The 14,561-nt window shown below is 71.9% G+C and carries 15 protein-coding genes, 1 tRNA gene and 1 pseudogene; 12 read left to right on the forward strand and 5 right to left on the reverse strand.

Translation table 11 applies throughout. The features are described from left to right. The 10 genes and pseudogenes from LJ221_RS18805 to LJ221_RS18850 form a co-directional block, all read left to right on the forward strand. Positions 1–411 (forward strand): annotated as a pseudogene (locus LJ221_RS18805) (hypothetical protein); the annotation flags it as partial. Continuing rightward, entirely contained in the window at positions 408–1,370 is a 963-nt protein-coding gene (locus LJ221_RS18810) for a complex I subunit 1 family protein (RefSeq protein ID WP_241717917.1), read from the forward strand. The pseudogene LJ221_RS18805 and the gene LJ221_RS18810, both read left to right, overlap by 4 nt. Beyond that, positions 1,370–1,948 carry an NADH-quinone oxidoreductase subunit I gene (locus LJ221_RS18815; protein WP_241717904.1) on the forward strand — a complete coding sequence of 193 codons (579 nt, stop codon included), beginning with the start codon at positions 1,370–1,372 and terminating at the stop codon, positions 1,946–1,948. The genes LJ221_RS18810 and LJ221_RS18815 overlap by 1 nt, the downstream gene beginning before the upstream one ends. A 71-nt stretch (positions 1,949–2,019) precedes the next feature. Continuing rightward, complete coding sequence (locus LJ221_RS18820) at positions 2,020–2,607, forward strand: NADH-quinone oxidoreductase subunit J (protein WP_241717918.1); 588 nt, start codon at positions 2,020–2,022, stop codon at positions 2,605–2,607. Then, complete coding sequence (gene nuoK, locus LJ221_RS18825) at positions 2,607–3,068, forward strand: NADH-quinone oxidoreductase subunit NuoK (RefSeq protein WP_241717905.1); 462 nt, start codon at positions 2,607–2,609, stop codon at positions 3,066–3,068. Before LJ221_RS18820 ends, nuoK begins: the two co-directional genes overlap by 1 nt. Beyond that, positions 3,065–5,020, forward strand: a complete 1,956-nt coding sequence (locus tag LJ221_RS18830; RefSeq protein WP_241717906.1) for an NADH-quinone oxidoreductase subunit L — start codon at positions 3,065–3,067, stop codon at positions 5,018–5,020. Before nuoK ends, LJ221_RS18830 begins: the two co-directional genes overlap by 4 nt. 27 nt (positions 5,021–5,047) lie before the next feature. Continuing rightward, on the forward strand, positions 5,048–6,643 hold the full coding sequence (locus LJ221_RS18835) for an NADH-quinone oxidoreductase subunit M (protein ID WP_247720214.1): 1,596 nt from the start codon (positions 5,048–5,050) through the stop codon (positions 6,641–6,643). Further along, entirely contained in the window at positions 6,640–8,199 is a 1,560-nt protein-coding gene (locus LJ221_RS18840; RefSeq protein ID WP_241717908.1) for an NADH-quinone oxidoreductase subunit N, read from the forward strand. Before LJ221_RS18835 ends, LJ221_RS18840 begins: the two co-directional genes overlap by 4 nt. 143 nt (positions 8,200–8,342) lie before the next feature. Further along, the gene (htpX, locus tag LJ221_RS18845; protein WP_241717909.1) at positions 8,343–9,206 is read left to right on the forward strand and encodes a zinc metalloprotease HtpX; all 864 of its coding nucleotides are present in this window, start codon (positions 8,343–8,345) and stop codon (positions 9,204–9,206) included. Continuing rightward, positions 9,203–9,616, forward strand: a complete 414-nt coding sequence (locus LJ221_RS18850; protein ID WP_241717910.1) for a YccF domain-containing protein — start codon at positions 9,203–9,205, stop codon at positions 9,614–9,616. The genes htpX and LJ221_RS18850 overlap by 4 nt, the downstream gene beginning before the upstream one ends. Here the strand turns inward: LJ221_RS18850 and LJ221_RS18855 are convergent. The 3 genes from LJ221_RS18855 to LJ221_RS18865 form a co-directional block, all read right to left on the reverse strand. Further along, entirely contained in the window at positions 9,613–10,569 is a 957-nt protein-coding gene (locus LJ221_RS18855; protein ID WP_241717911.1) for a restriction endonuclease, read from the reverse strand. The two genes, LJ221_RS18850 and LJ221_RS18855, sit on opposite strands and share 4 nt — an antisense overlap. Positions 10,570–10,678: 109 nt before the next feature. Further along, complete coding sequence (locus tag LJ221_RS18860) at positions 10,679–11,071, reverse strand: hypothetical protein (protein ID WP_241717912.1); 393 nt, start codon at positions 11,069–11,071, stop codon at positions 10,679–10,681. Positions 11,072–11,257: 186 nt separating this feature from the next. Continuing rightward, positions 11,258–11,746 carry a YajQ family cyclic di-GMP-binding protein gene (locus LJ221_RS18865; protein ID WP_241717913.1) on the reverse strand — a complete coding sequence of 163 codons (489 nt, stop codon included), beginning with the start codon at positions 11,744–11,746 and terminating at the stop codon, positions 11,258–11,260. 192 nt (positions 11,747–11,938) lie between these two features. Between LJ221_RS18865 and LJ221_RS18870 the strand changes: the two genes are divergently transcribed. Then, a tRNA-Tyr gene (locus LJ221_RS18870) sits at positions 11,939–12,020 on the forward strand. Between the two features lie 174 nt (positions 12,021–12,194). On the opposite strand, the gene LJ221_RS18875 is transcribed toward LJ221_RS18870, so the two are convergent. After that, complete coding sequence (locus LJ221_RS18875) at positions 12,195–13,574, reverse strand: tyrosine-type recombinase/integrase (RefSeq protein WP_241717914.1); 1,380 nt, start codon at positions 13,572–13,574, stop codon at positions 12,195–12,197. Positions 13,575–13,639: 65 nt separating this feature from the next. After that, positions 13,640–13,825 carry an AlpA family transcriptional regulator gene (locus tag LJ221_RS18880; protein WP_241717915.1) on the reverse strand — a complete coding sequence of 62 codons (186 nt, stop codon included), beginning with the start codon at positions 13,823–13,825 and terminating at the stop codon, positions 13,640–13,642. Between the two features lie 126 nt (positions 13,826–13,951). Here LJ221_RS18880 and LJ221_RS18885 point away from each other — a divergent pair, with 126 nt between their 5' ends. After that, positions 13,952–14,359 (forward strand): hypothetical protein, encoded by a 408-nt coding sequence (locus LJ221_RS18885; protein ID WP_241717916.1) that lies wholly within the window; start codon positions 13,952–13,954, stop codon positions 14,357–14,359. Positions 14,360–14,561 lie beyond the last annotated feature (202 nt).

Raw genomic sequence — 14,561 nt, forward strand, 5'->3', positions numbered from 1 at the left:
CGCATGCGCAGCGCGAGCGCCGGTTCCGCGAGCCGGCGCACCGCGGGAGCGGCTCCGTCGGAGAGCGCCCCGCCCGCCCGTACGCCGCGCCGCTCCCGCAGCGCGAGCGAGGGTTCGGCCAGTCAGCGGGCGGCCGCGGAACCGGGGCGGCGCAGCACGGACGCGCCCTGGCTGAAGCCGGCGGAGCCGTCCGGCGAGACTTCGGACGATGCCGCCCGCCGGGTCCACGCGGCGGGCGAACGGACGGAGGTTCCGCCCGGTGAGGGAGGCGGTGTCCCGGCGGCGAACGCACCCGAGGACGACACCCCGGAACCGCGGCGCGAGACCCCCCGTGAGCCCGGCACCGGCACCGGCACCGGTGGCGACAGCGACAGCGGAGCCGGCGGCGCGGCGAAGGGAGGCGGCGCCTGATGGATGTGCTCGATGTCGCCTGGCGGCTGCTGGCCGTCCTGCTCGCCTTCCTCCTCCTGCCCCTGTTGGTGGGCCAGGCCGAGCACAAGGTGATGGCCCACATGCAGGGCCGGGTCGGCCCGATGTACGCGGGCGGCTTCCATGGCTGGGCCCAGCTCGTCGCCGACGGTGTGAAGTTCGCGCAGAAGGAGGACGTCGTACCGGCCGACGCCGACCGCCGGGTCTTCCGGCTCGCGCCGGCCGTCGCCCTCATCCCCTACCTTCTCGTCCTGGTCGCCATCCCGGTGGGCCCGGACGGCATGGTCGGGCAGGCGATCGACGCGGGAATCTTCTTCGTGCTCGCCGTGATGGGCGTCGGTGTGCTCGGCTCCCTGATGGGCGGCTGGGCCTCGGCCAACAAGTTCTCCCTGCTGGGAGGCCTGCGCACCGCCGCCCAGCTCATGGCATACGAACTGCCGCTGCTGCTCGCCGCGGCCTCCGTGGCCATGGCCGCCGGAACGCTCTCGCTGCCGGGAATCCTGGAGGCGTTCGAGTGGTGGTGGGTGCCGTGGCAGATCGTCGGCGCCCTGGTCTTCTTCACCGCCGGGCTCGCCGAGCTCCAGCGCCCGCCCTTCGACGCCCCCATCGCCGACTCCGAGATCATCTTCGGCGCGTACACCGAGTACACCGGTCTGCGTTTCGCGCTCTTCCTGCTCGCCGAGTACGCGGGCATCGTCATCCTGTGCGCCCTGACCACGGTGCTGTTCCTGGGCGGCTGGCACGGGCCGTTCGCCGCCGACCTCGGCTGGCTGTGGACCCTGCTGAAGACCTCCGTCCTCGCCTTCGTGGTCATCTGGCTGCGGGTGAGCTACCCCCGGCTGCGCGAGGACCAGCTCCAGAGGCTCGCCTGGACCGTGCTCGTCCCCCTCGCCCTCTTCCAGATCGCGCTCACCGGCGTGGTCAAGGTGGTGATCCAGTAATGGCCGTTCCCGGCAGCGGCCTGGCCAAGGGCCTGGCCGTCACCCTCCGCACCATGACCCGGCGTTCCGTCACCGCGCACTATCCGGACGTCAGGCCCGAACTGCCCGCCCGCAGCCGCGGGGTGATCGGGCTGTTCGAGGAGAACTGCACGGTGTGCATGCTGTGCGCCCGGGAGTGCCCCGACTGGTGCATCTACATCGACTCCCACAAGGAGACCGTGCCGCCCGCCGCCCCGGGAGGGCGCGAGCGCAGCCGCAACGTCCTGGACCGCTTCGCCATCGACTTCTCCCTGTGCATGTACTGCGGTATCTGCATCGAGGTCTGCCCCTTCGACGCGCTGTTCTGGTCCCCGGAGTTCGAGTACGCCGAGACCGACATCCGTGATCTCGTCCACGAGCGGGACCGGCTGCGCGAGTGGATGTGGACCGTGCCCGCCCCGCCGCCGCTCGACCCGGCCGCGGAGGAGTCCAAGGAGATCGCCGCCGCCCGCAAGGCCGCCGGGAAGCGGCTCGCCGCCGAGGCCGGCAGCCGCGGGACCGGGCGGCCGGAGGCGGAGCAGCGGGACGGTGACGCGTGAGCGACACCGCGAGCCTCGTCGTCTCCGCAACCCTCACCGCCTCGGGCACCCCCGGCGGCACCCCCGGTTTCCTGTCGCCCACCGGCGTCGAGATCCTCTTCCTGCTCGTCGGCCTGCTCACCCTCGGTGCCGCGATCACCGCCGTCACCACCCGGCAGCTGGTGCACGCCGCCCTGTGGCTGGTGGTGGCGCTCGGCGGAATCGCCGTCGAGTACCTGCTGCTGTCCGCCGAGTTCATCGCCTGGGTGCAGGTCCTGATCTACGTCGGGGCCGTCGTCGTCCTCCTCCTGTTCGGGCTGATGCTCACCAGGGCGCCCATCGGCCCCTCGCCGGACGCCGACTCCGGCAACCGCACCGTCGCCCTCGCGGTCGCCGTCACGGCCGCCGCCGTCCTGGTCACCGTCGTGGTGGACGCCTTCCGCACCACCTGGATCGATCTGGAGAGCGGCGCACCGCAGGGCACCACCGACGTCACCGGCAGAATCCTCTTCCAGCACTGGGTGCTCCCCTTCGAAGCACTCTCCGTCCTGCTGCTCGCGGCCCTTGTCGGAGCGATCGTCCTCTCCCGTCGCGGGAGCGGACGGAACGGGACCGCCGCCGATGACGCCGCCACCGGCGCCGGAGACGGAACCCGGACCGCGGACGGGGGAGAGCGCTGATGCATCTGGCCTACCCCGCCGTCCTGGCCGCCCTCCTCTTCTGCACCGGTCTGTACGGCGTCCTCGCCCGGCGCAACGCGATCCTCGTCCTGATGTCGGTCGAGCTGATGCTCAACGCCGTCAACCTCAACCTCGTCGCCTTCGACGTCTGGCTCCGCGACACCCTCCACGCGGGCCAGGCCCTCACCCTCTTCACCATCACCATCGCCGCCGCCGAGATCGGCATCGGCCTCGCCATCGTGCTGCTCGTCCACCGCAATCGGGGCACCTCCCACATCGACCGGCTCCGCGACCTCGCGGAAAACAACCGGACCGCTGCCGAAAGGCACGGTGTGACTGTGGCAGGCGCCACTGACAACCCCACGGACAACCCCACCGGCACCCCCGTCGGCGACCCCACCGGCGGCCGCGCCGGAAGACCCGCCGACACGCGTCCGACCAGGGGAGAGGCCACCGCGTGAGCACCACGTCCCTCGCCGTCCTCGTCCCGCTGCTGCCCTTCCTCGGCGCCCTCGCCGGGCTCCTCCTCGGACGCCGGGCCCCCGCCTACGTCCGCCCCCTGGCCGTCCTGCCCACCCTCACCTCGGCCGCCCTCGCCGCGGCCGTCGCCGTACGCCAGGGCGGGGAGGGCGCCCTGACCGGCGCGACCCGGCTGACCCCCACCGGCAACGAGGCCCTTCCCGTCGAGATCGCCCTCCACCTGAACGGCTTCGCGGTCCTCGTGGCCGTCCTGGCCGCCGCCGTCGCCTCCTGTGTGCAGATCTACTCCACCGGCTATCTGCGCGACGACCCGCGCTACCCCTCCTACGCCGCGTTGGTCTCCCTCTTCACGGCCGCGATGCTGCTGGTCGTCTACAGCGACGACCTGATCGTGCTGCTGGTCGGCTGGGAGATCATGGGTATCTGCTCGTACTTCCTGGTCGGTCACTACTGGGAGACGGCCGCCGCGCGCTCCGCCTCGATCAAGGCGTTCCTCGTCACCAAGCTCGGCGACGTGCCGTTCATCATCGGCATCCTGGCGCTGGCCTCCGAGGCCGGTACCTTCCGGATCAGCACCATCGTGACCCGGCTGACCTCCCCACTGTCCGGCTTCGAGCTGGAGCACCCCACCGTCATCGCGCTGCTGCTGCTCGCGGGTGTCGCGGGCAAGTCCGCCCAGTTCCCGCTGCACACCTGGCTGCCGGACGCGATGGCGGGTCCGACGCCGGTCTCCGCGCTGATCCACGCCGCCACCATGGTCGCGGCCGGGGTCTACTTCGTCGCGCGGCTGCTGCCCGTCTTCACCTCGTCCGCCGCCGCGCTCGCGGTCCTGGCCGCGATGGCGGCGGTCACCATGGTCGGCTCGGCCCTCGCCGCCCTCGCCCAGGACGACATCAAACGGGTCCTGGCCTACTCCACCATCGGCCAGATCGGCTACATGACCGGCGCCCTGGCCGTCGCCGATCGCGGCGCGGCCGTCTTCCACCTCATCTCCCACGGTGTGTTCAAGGCGCTGCTCTTCCTCGCCGCGGGCGTGCTCATCCACGCGGCCGGCACCAACTCCCTGGCCGCGATGTCCCGCACCGGCGGCCTGGCCGGGCGGGCGCCGGACGCCTACTGGACGATGACCGTCGCCCTGCTGGCGCTGGCCGCCGTGCCGCCTTTCGCGGGTTTCTTCTCCAAGGAGGCCGTCCTCGCCGCGGCCGAGCACGCCGCCCTCGACCCCGCCGGAGGGGCCGCCCACGCCGTCCCGTCCGCCGTGGGCTGGACGGTCCTGCTCGCCGGGCTGCTGACCGCCGCGCTCACCGCCGCGTACGCCACCCGGCTGTGGCTGCTGGCCTTCCACGGCCGCGGCTCCACCGTGCCCGGCGAGACCCCCGGGTCCGCCGCGCCCCGCGGGACCCCCGAGCCCGGCCGCGGCAGGCAACCGGTCGTCATGAACACGGTGCTGTGGGCGCTGGCCGGGCCGACCATCGCCGTCGGGCTGCTCTTCGGCGCTCTGCCCGACTGGTTCGACGGCCGCTCGCTCGCCCCCACTCTCACCACCTCCGTCCTGGGCACCGGCCTGACCGCCGCCGGCATCGTGGTGATGTACGCGGCCTGGCGGCACAGCACCGCCGCCGCCGACGACCCGGCCGACCCGGGCCGGCTCCTGCTCGGCCCGCTGCACCGCCACGCCGCCCGCGGTTTCCACCTCGACGCCCTCCACGCGGCCGTCGCCGTGCGCCCGGCCCTGGCCGCGGCACGGCTGGTGCGCTTCCTGGACCGCGAGGTCGTGGACACCTACGTGCGCGGCGCCGGAGGCACCGCACGGCTGCTGGGGATGGCCGTGCGCCGCGCCCAGACCGGCAATGTGCAGACCTATCTCGGCCTCCTGCTCGCCGGCTCCCTCGTCCTGGCCGTGGCCGCCGCCCTCGTCGCCGCCGGAGCGTGACCAGTGATCCCCCTGAACGACACCGCGATGAGGCTGCTCCTGGCGGCCGTCGTCGTCCTGCCCCTGCTCGGCGCGGTCGCCGCCCTGCTTCCTGCCCCGCCCGGACTGCGGGGCAGGAGCCCCGAGCAGGCCGCGCTGCGCCATGGCGTCACCGTCACCGGCGCCGTGCTGGCCGCCACCGCGGTGCTCGCGCTCGGCTTCGACCACGAACGGCCCGGCACGATGCAGGCCGAGACCGACATCGCCTGGATTCCGGCGCTCGGCGTACGCGTTCACCTCGGCACCGACGGCGTCTCGCTGCCCCTGCTCCTCCTGACGGCCCTGCTGACCTTCCTGTGCGCGCTGTACAGCTACCACCGCCCCCCCGAGGGCCCGCGCCCGCAGGCGTTCGTCGCGCTCGTGCTCCTGCTGGAGGCCGGCACCCTGGCGACCTTCGCCGTGCTGGACCTGATGCTGTTCTTCCTGGCCTTCGAGACGGTCCTGATCCCGATGTACTTCCTCATCGCCCGCTGGGGCGGCGCGGGACGGGAGCGGGCCGCCTGGAAGTTCGTCCTCTACACCCTGCTCGGCTCCGTCGTGATGCTGCTGGGCCTGCTGCTGCTCGGACTGGGCGCCGAGGGCGGCCCGACGTTCGACATGACGGCGCTCGCCGAGGACGGCGGCCGGGGGATGACCCACACCACCCAGCTCCTGGCAGCCCTCGCCATCGGCACCGGCCTGGCCGTCAAGACGCCGATGTGGCCGCTGCACAGCTGGCTTCCCGACGCCCACACCGCCGCCCCGACCGTCGGCTCGGTGCTGCTGGCGGGGGTCCTGCTGAAGATGGGCACCTACGGTTTCGTCCGGATCGTCCTGCCGGCCGTCCCCGACGGCATCCACACCCTCGCGCCGTACCTGGCGGCCTTCGCGGTCACCGGCATCATCTACGGATCGCTGGCCTGCCTGGCGCTCGCCCGGTCCGGTGCGGGAGGCGACCTCAAGCGGATCATCGCCTACTCCTCGGTGGGCCACATGGGCTTCGTGCTGCTGGGCATCGCCACCCTCACCCGCACCGGCGTCAACGGCGCGCTGTTCGCGAACATCGCCCACGGCCTCATCACCGGCCTGCTGTTCTTCCTCGCCGGCGCGGTCAAGGACCGCACCGGCACCACCGACCTGGACCGTCTCGCACCCGGCGGCGCGGGGGAGCACGGCGCGGGCGCGGCGCTGTACGGACGCGCCCCCCGGCTCGGCGGACTGCTGGCCTTCGGCGCCGTCGCCTCCCTCGGACTTCCCGGACTGGCCGGCTTCTGGGGCGAGATGCTCGCGCTGCTCGGCGCGTACCACCCCGCCGACGGACTCAGCCGGCCCGCGTACCTGGTCTTCATGGCCCTCGCGGCCCTCGGCACCCTGCTGACCGCCGCCTATCTGCTGGTGGTCGTCCGACGGGTCTGCATGGGGACGCCGTCCGCCCCCGGCACCGCCCCCGCCCCGGGCGCGACCCTGCCGGACGTACGCGGCCACGAGTTCGCCGCCTGGATCCCGCTCGTCGTCCTCACCGTCCTGGCCGGACTGTGGCCCGCGATCCTCCTGGGGCTCACCGATCCGGCCGTGCAGAACCTCCTGCCGGGAGTCAGCCGATGAACGCGCTCGCCCAGGACCCCGCCCCGTCGGTCGTCCAGTCCGTCGACTGGCTCGCCATCGCCCCGCCCGCCCTCGCCGCCCTGGGCGCGCTCGCCGTCCTGGTCGCCGATCTGTTCCTGCCCGAGCGCCGCAAGCCGCTGCTCGGCCCGGTCACAGTCGCCGTCCTCGCGCTCGCCGCGCTCGGCCTGCTGCCTCTCCTGGACGGCGACCGCACCACCTTCTGCCTCACCGCCGACCCGGTGGTGTGCTCCTACGTCGCCGACCCGTTCGCCCTGGCCGTCCAGTTCCTGGTGCTGGGCGCCGCCCTGATCGCCGCCCTGCTGTCGATGACGGCCGTACGGGACGAGGCGCTGCCGCGGGGCGAGTACTGGTTCCTGCTGCTGGCCTCCGCCGCCGGCGCCGCGCTGCTGCCCGCCGCCCGCGATCTGGCGACCCTGATCGTGGCGCTGGAGGTCGCCTCCCTGCCGTCCTTCGCCCTGGTCGGACTGCGCCGCGCGGACGGGCGCTCCTCCGAGGCGGCCCTGAAGTTCTTCCTCTCCTCGGTCACCGCCACCGCCGTCAGTCTGATGGGCGTCAGCTTCGTCTACGCCGCGACCGGCTCCCTGCACCTGGGCCGGGTCGCCGAGGAGCTACGCGGGACCTCCCCCGGGCTGGAGACCCTGGCCGCCACCGGAGCCGCACTCACCCTCGTCGGCTTCGCGTTCAAGACCGCGGCCGTCCCGTTCCACTCCTGGGTGCCGGACACCTACGTAGGCGCCCCCCTGCCGGTGGCCGCCTACCTGTCGGTGATCGGCAAGGCGGTCGGCTTCTCCGGGCTGGTCCTGGTGGCCGTCGAGGCCTTCCCCTCCTACGGCCACATCTGGGGACCGGCGCTCGCCGTCCTGGCCGCCCTCACCATGACCGGGGGCAACGTGGCCGCCCTGCGGCAGCGCCCGGAGCGCGCGCACAGCGCGGTACGGCTGCTGGCGTGGTCCTCCGTCGGTCAGGCCGGCTACCTGCTGGTGCCGATCGCGGCGGCGGCGTACGCCGCCGAGCCGGGACGGGCCGTCGGCGCGACCGTCGCGTACGCCCTGATGTACGCCGCCGTGAACCTCGGGGCCTTCGCCGTGGCCGCCCATGTCGGCCGGGGTGCCGCCGCCAACCGGATCACCGACTACCGCGGCCTGTACGCCGCCCACCCCCTGGCCGCCCTCGCCCTCGCCTTCTTCCTGCTCTGCCTGGCCGGACTGCCGCCGGGGATCATCGGTCTGTTCGCCAAGGTCGCGGTCTTCTCCACAGCCGTGGACGCGGGGCTGGGCTGGCTGGCCGTGGTGATGGCGGTGAACGTCGTGATCGCCCTGTACTACTACCTGACCTGGACGGCGCAGCTCTTCCGGGCACCGGGCCCCGCCCCCGCCGCCGTACCCGGTGAGGCACCCGCCGCGGCCCCTGCGGCCGCCCCCGTGCGCGTCGCCGCGCCCCTCACTGCCGCGATCGTCCTGACGGGGCTGATCGCCGTCGGCCTTTCGGGTGCTCCCCAGCTCGCCCTGCGCTTCGCCGCCGATGTGCTGCTTTAGACGGGGACGGCCCGGGAACCCGGCGCCTTCACATGGCGTTGACCTCATCGGAAGGGTCCACGAATCCGCCTTCGGACGGAGGCATCGCCGCAACGAAGGGCCACACGGGGGATCCCCCTGCCGCACCACCTGGAGGGCGTACCGTGCACCGCCGGCACAACGGGCTCAAAACCGCCCTGCTACTCGGGGGACTGTCCGCGCTCATCATCGTCATCGGCGGTCTCTTCGGCCGCACCGGGCTGGTCGTGGCGGTCGTCCTGGCGCTCGGCACCAACGCCTACGCCTACTGGAACAGCGACAAGCTCGCCCTGCGCGCCATGAGAGCCCGTCCGGTCAGCGAGTTCGAGGCCCCGGGCCTGTACCGGACGGTCCGCGAGCTGTCCACGGCCGCCCGCCGGCCCATGCCCCGCCTGTACATCTCGCCGACCCAGGCGCCCAACGCCTTCGCCACCGGCCGCAACCCGCGCAACGCCGCCGTCTGCTGCACCGACGGTATCCTGCGCATACTCGACGAGCGTGAGCTGCGCGCCGTCCTCGGGCACGAGCTGAGCCATGTCTACAACCGCGACATCCTCATCGCCTCCGTCGCGGGCGCGCTGGCCTCGGTGGTGATGTTCCTGGTCAACTTCGCCTGGCTCGTCCCGTTCGGCCGTTCGGACGACGACGAGGGCCCCGGTCTGGTCGGACTGCTGCTGGTCATGCTGCTGGGCCCGCTCGCCGCCTCCCTGATCCGGCTCGCGGTCAGTCGCTCCCGGGAGTACGAGGCGGACGCCTCCGGGGCCCGGCTCACCGGCGACCCGCTGGCCCTCGCCTCGGCCCTGGCCAAACTGGAGGCCGGCACCAAGCAGCTCCCCCTGCCCCCCGAGCCCCGCCTGGAGACAGCGAGCCACATGATGATCGCCAACCCCTTCCGTCCCGGAGACGGACTGTCCAGGATGTTCTCCACCCATCCCCCGATGGCCGAACGCATCGCCCGGCTGGAACGCATGGCCGGGAGGCGCCGGTGAGGACGCTCCTCAACATCCTGTGGCTGGTCTTCTCCGGCCTCTGGCTGGCCCTGGGGTACGTGATCGCCGGCCTGGTCTGCTTCCTGCTGATCGTCACGATCCCGTGGGGCATCGCCTGCTTCCGGATCGCCGTCTACGCCCTGTGGCCCTTCGGGTACACCGTCGTCCAGCGGCCCGGCGCGGGCGCGGCCTCCGCCGCGGGCAACGTCGTCTGGCTGGTCCTCGCCGGAATATGGCTCACCCTGGGGCACATGGCCGCCGGCATCGGCTTCTGCCTGACGGTCATCGGCATCCCGTTCGGCATCGCCCACTTCAAGATGGTGCCGGTCTCGCTGATGCCGCTGGGCCGCGAGATCGTCCGCAGCGACGCCGCGTACCCGTCGTACCGCTGGGGCCCGGCTCCCCGCTAGGCCGTCCCGTCCGGGTCTCCGGCCCGGGCGGCCCCCTCGTGGTACAGGCCGCCGTGCGGGTTTGTGTGCATGCCGCCGCGCACGCCGCCGTACGTGCCCGGTCCGGCCGGCGGCTCGCCCGTGCCCTCCCAGGGGGCCGGGCCGGTGCCGTCGCTCCAGGCGGCCAGCGCGTGCCGGTCGAAGCACAGGATCCCGCACCGCTGCGCGTACTCGGCGGCGGGTGCGGTGAAGTCGCCGGTGGTGACCACGGCCGCCACCTGGGCCTGGTGAACGGTGAAGCAGGTCCCGCCGAAGCGCTGCACGTCCTGCGAGCCGACCTTGTTGGTGTCGCTGTAGCGCTTGCACTGGATGACCACGTGCCGCCCGTCCGGGGAGGTGGCGACGACGTCGGCACCGAGGTCGCCCGCGCCGCCGACGGCCTCCACGTCCTGGCAGCCGTCCCGCTCGCACAGGGCCGCGACCGCCTGCTCGAACTCTTCCGCCTCCATGGCCTCGTAATCCGGGCGGCCGGGCCGGCCGGGAGGGACCGCCGCCGCGGCGGCTCCACCCGGTTCCGCGTAACGGGCGGCCTCCGCGCCGTCCGCCGGTTCCGCGTACTCCACCGGCTCCGGAGACCCGGGGCGCTCACTGTTCCCCGGCCCGCCCGGAACCTCCTCCAGGGTGTCCAGCGCGTCCTCGGCGGCCTCGGTCAGAACGGTGGCGGCCCGCCGCGCGGCCCTGGCCGCCCGGAACCGGCGCCCGCCGCGCAGGCCGGCCACGGCGGCCGGCGCGGAGATCAGACAGACGGCCACCGCCGCGACCGGATGCCGCCCGGCCGCCTCCAGCACCACCCGCCCGGTGAACCACACACCCAGCAGGACGACGGCGGCCAGCACGAAGGCCAGGGTCGTCACCCGCAGGTCGAAGGCGGGCTTGCGGTCCGGCGTACGCCCCCGGCGTGCGGATACGGCCATCGGCGCTGGTCCCCCTGGTGATCCGGCGTGGAACGTCACTGCTCATCACTGCCGTCTGCCCCGCCCCGCCGTTTTCAACGGGCCGCTCGCGGCGGCCCGCCGCACGGGTTCAGCAGCCGACGCCGATACAGTCCTGCCGGAAGACCTGCTCGCCGTCCACCGTGCCGACGACCGTGAAGCCCTCGAGCGTGACGCCGCCCTCCGTCTCGATCCGGGGGTCGCCGCCGGCGTCGGCCACCATCCGGGCCTCCCCGCCCTCCACGGTGGTGCCCTCGCAGGTGACCTTCAGGTTCTCCCCGGTGCCCTCGTCGGCGCAGGTGAGGTCACCGTCGATCTCGTGCCCGGCCTGGTCGAGGGCGAGTTCGCCGGCCTCGGCCGCGCTGTTGCGGGCGAGGGTCCCGGAGACGTCCTCCCCGGTGCCGCCGTCCCCGCAGCCCGAGAGCACAAACGCGCCGCACAGCAGCGCGGCCGGCAGCAAGGCCCGCACGGTCTTCCTTCTCATACGTCCTCCTGGTCCCGCACGTGTGAAGGGTTCCGTGCCCGGATGCCCGCCGCGGGGTGCCGCCAACCCCCTGGCGCCTTCCCCGCCGCCTCCCCGCCGCCTCCCCGCGGACGAGGACGGCACCCGCCGCCCGGCGGGTGCCGTCCTCGTCCGCGGCCCGATGGCCGGCGCCCGCCGGCCCGGTGGTCAGCGGTAGTTGGTGAACTGGATCGCGAAGTCGAAGTCCTTGCCCTTGAGCAGGGCGATGACCTCCTGCAGGGCGTCCCGGCTCTTGTGGCTGACGCGAAGCTCGTCGCCCTGCACCTGGGCCTTGACTCCCTTGGGGCCCTCGTCGCGAATGATCTTCGCGACCTTCTTGGCGTTGTCCTGGGAGATGCCCTCTTGGATCGACGCGACGAGCTTGTACTCCTTGCCGGACAACTGGGGCTCCCCGGCTTCCAGGGACTTCAGGGAGATACCCCGCTTGACCAGCTTGGTCTGGAAGATGTCGAGGATGGCCTTGACCCGCTCCTCGGAGTTGGCCCGCATCTCGATCTTCTCGCCCGACCAGGCGATGGAGGCCCCCACGCCCTTGAAGTCGAAGCGCTGGGAGATCTCCTTGGCGGTCTGGTTGAGGGCGTTGTCGACCTCCTGCCGCTCGACCTTCGAGACGATGTCGAAACTGGAGTCGGCCATCGTGGATTGGCTCCTCGTGCGTAGATCCGTCAGGGTGCGGTCCGACCCCGGTACCGGCTCGGTCCGCGCCGCCAGCCTAGTCATCCGCCGCGGTGATCCACCGCCTGACAACCAGGTGGCGGACCACCCCCCGCCATCGGGTATGGTTGTTCGCGTTGCCGGGGAGCGAACGCCTCCGAGGCGACAATCCCAGGCGGTGTGCCCGAGCGGCCAAAGGGAGCAGACTGTAAATCTGCCGGCTCAGCCTTCCCAGGTTCGAATCCTGGCGCCGCCACACTGGGGAAAACCCCCTCCGACCTGCTATAACGGCAGTTCGGAGGGGGTTTCTCGTTGGTGATCCCCGTTCGATTCGTCGTGGACGGGACGCGGGGGTGTCTCACCTCATACCGCGTACATCCCACTGCCGCTCAGTGTGCGTCCCCCAGGTGTCCCCCGGGGGAGAGCATGATCACTCCGGCTCGTTCCACTCCCGTAGAGCTGCATCGATCCGGCTGTTCGCGCGCTCCCGGGTCTGGTCAAGCACCTTGGCGTACACCTTGTGCAGTACTGCGATGCTGTGGCCGGCGCGGCGGGCGCACTCCATCGCGTCCACGCCAGAGCTGAGCCAGAACGACACCCCAGCGTGCCGAAGGTCGTAGGGGCGGCGCGCCAGCAGCGAGGTTGTCTCTGCCTCGCTCAGCACGTCCCGGCGGGCTTTCGCCCATACCTCCCCGTAGCCGGTCTCCTGTAGCAAGCCGTCGCGGTTCGTTCGGAAGAGCCGGCCATCGGGTGCAGTGCCCTGCTCCGCGATGTGGTGCCGCAGCATGCGCACGAAGTGCGGCGGGATGGGCACCGGTCGGGAATCCTTCTCGGCTCGTGCCTTGAGGTGGCGCGTCTCGTGAGCCGTCCCGTCGTTCGTCCAGCTCCGTCCGGCACGGACGATGCCCTGCCGCAGGGTGAGCATGCCCCACCCCGTTTCCGGGAGGTGGCACTGATCCGCGTGCAGTCCGGCGGCTTCGGCCGGCCGCATGGCGGCGTAGTACAGGCAGCCGAAGAACGCTTCCAGATGCCGCCCGCGGGGTCCTTGCTCGCGGACTCCCGCCAGGAGCGCGCGCACCTGACGCGGGTTGGCGACGCTTTCGGGGTCCACTGCCTCTACCGACTTCGGGGCGGTCCACTTCACGGCTGCGAGCGGGTTGACGGGGATGGTGAAGTACTTCTCTTCCACGGCCAGCCCGAGAGCATCGCTCAGGCACGCGCGTTTGCGCTTCGCGGTGCGCGGTGACGCTGTCTTCCCGTCCAGCCGCAGCGAGAGGGCGTCCAGGGCCAGGCGTACGGTCGCGGAATCCTCCAACGCGGACACCGGCATAGAGTGCTTGGCGACCCAAGCCAAGGCGCGGGCAACGTCGTCCGGCGGGGTCTCGTTCCAGCGGTTGCGGTTGTACGCCCACCCGTAGAGCGCCCGCCGCATGAGCGCGGCGTCCGGCATGCCCACCCTTGTCTTCACGAGTGCGGGAGTGATGGTGGCCAGCGCGTCGGCGTAGTTTCGCCGTGACTTCGCGGGGGCTTGCGCCCACTTGCGGTCGACGTAGGCGCGGCTGTGCTCGTACCAGGTGAGGGAACTCTGTTTGGCGCGCAGTTCGGAGACCGGCAGGCCCGTGTCTTCGTCGAACTGGTCACCGCGTCGCACGGCGGACATGAGTTCCGAGCGGCGCCCCTCCGCCTGCACCTTGAGTGTGTAGCTCTTGGAGTGCTTACGCTCCCCGACCAGCCAACGAAGGCGGTATGGCTTCGGCCGGTCTTTGCGGATCTCGATGGAGTAGAGGCGAATGTCGTACGTGAGTGGCATGCAAACTCCAGAGGGGCCCACTGGAAGCGGGCCCCTCGTGTCTCGTGCGTGCGGGTGGTGGTCGATCAGGCGGCGTCTTCCATCGACGACCACCAGGCGTCAAGGTCGCTGCGGCGGCAACGGATCTGCCCGTTGGGCAGCTTCACGAGCCGGGGCGCCTGGCCCCGTGCGCGCATGCGGTAGAAGGCGGCGCGGCTCATGCCGATCTCTTCGAGGACTTCGGGGAGCTTGAGCATCTTTGGGCGGGCCAAGGCGGTAACTCCTTTGCAGGATGAGCAGAGGGCATGGCGGGATGTGACTGGCGCCCCTGGTGTTCCAGGACTTGGGGCGCGGATCATGCTTGCGGAGGGCGGGTGCGGGGGTGTCCGATGGGCACCATGACTGAAGAGTTAGCGGCCCCTGAGGGCGCGGGTGGATCGGACGGTCAGTGCCTTCTGTACGGGGGTGGAGAGTGGACGCGGATCCCGTCCCCGGTCTCGGGTGAGGGGGACTGGGACAAGGCAGTCGCTGAAGCCGGATACCAGGAGTTCTTCGGGTCTGGGGACCCGGATTCGAACTATGTGACGATCCATCTGTATCGGGGACCGTCGAACTACCTGATCGACTTGTCATCGAATGTGTCGAGCGAGATCGTGTATGCCGCTACGTTGCCGGACGCGATGGATCTTCTGGCTAAGTGGATGCCGGTTGTGAGTTCGGCGAGCTTGGGCTGTTTGCTCACCGAGCTTGATCAAGGCGAATCAGCGCTGGGCCAGTTGATCGTTAAGGCTGTCGGTAAGCAGTGAGGTTGCTTGGCCGCCCGGGGTCATCGGCGGGTTTGAGGCCGGCGGCCTCGCGTACGGTCAGCCGGTAGGACCAACAATGCCGTGGGTCGCGGACCATCGCGGACCACCCCTGCTGACCTGCTGTTTCGCGGGGTTGGCATCGTGGACCACCGCGGACCACCCCCGGCGGGGTGGGGTGCTCACGATACTCCCGGGCATGTCC

It is taken from the genome of Streptomyces sp. CNQ085 (assembly GCF_022614595.1).
Taxonomy (GTDB): domain Bacteria; phylum Actinomycetota; class Actinomycetes; order Streptomycetales; family Streptomycetaceae; genus Streptomyces.

Bases quoted from the DNA above. Each gene is read 5' to 3' on its own strand.
- LJ221_RS18875 (WP_241717914.1), bottom strand. From the start codon at position 13,574: ATGCCACTCACGTACGACATTCGCCTCTACTCCATCGAGATCCGCAAA.
- LJ221_RS18840 (WP_241717908.1), top strand. From the start codon at position 6,640: ATGAACGCGCTCGCCCAGGACCCCGCCCCGTCGGTCGTCCAGTCCGTC.
- LJ221_RS18815 (WP_241717904.1), top strand. From the start codon at position 1,370: ATGGCCGTTCCCGGCAGCGGCCTGGCCAAGGGCCTGGCCGTCACCCTC.
- LJ221_RS18860 (WP_241717912.1), bottom strand. From the start codon at position 11,071: ATGAGAAGGAAGACCGTGCGGGCCTTGCTGCCGGCCGCGCTGCTGTGC.
- LJ221_RS18835 (WP_247720214.1), top strand. From the start codon at position 5,048: ATGAGGCTGCTCCTGGCGGCCGTCGTCGTCCTGCCCCTGCTCGGCGCG.
- nuoK (WP_241717905.1), top strand. From the start codon at position 2,607: ATGCATCTGGCCTACCCCGCCGTCCTGGCCGCCCTCCTCTTCTGCACC.
- LJ221_RS18865 (WP_241717913.1), bottom strand. From the start codon at position 11,746: ATGGCCGACTCCAGTTTCGACATCGTCTCGAAGGTCGAGCGGCAGGAG.
- LJ221_RS18885 (WP_241717916.1), top strand. From the start codon at position 13,952: ATGACTGAAGAGTTAGCGGCCCCTGAGGGCGCGGGTGGATCGGACGGT.
- LJ221_RS18855 (WP_241717911.1), bottom strand. From the start codon at position 10,569: ATGGCCGTATCCGCACGCCGGGGGCGTACGCCGGACCGCAAGCCCGCC.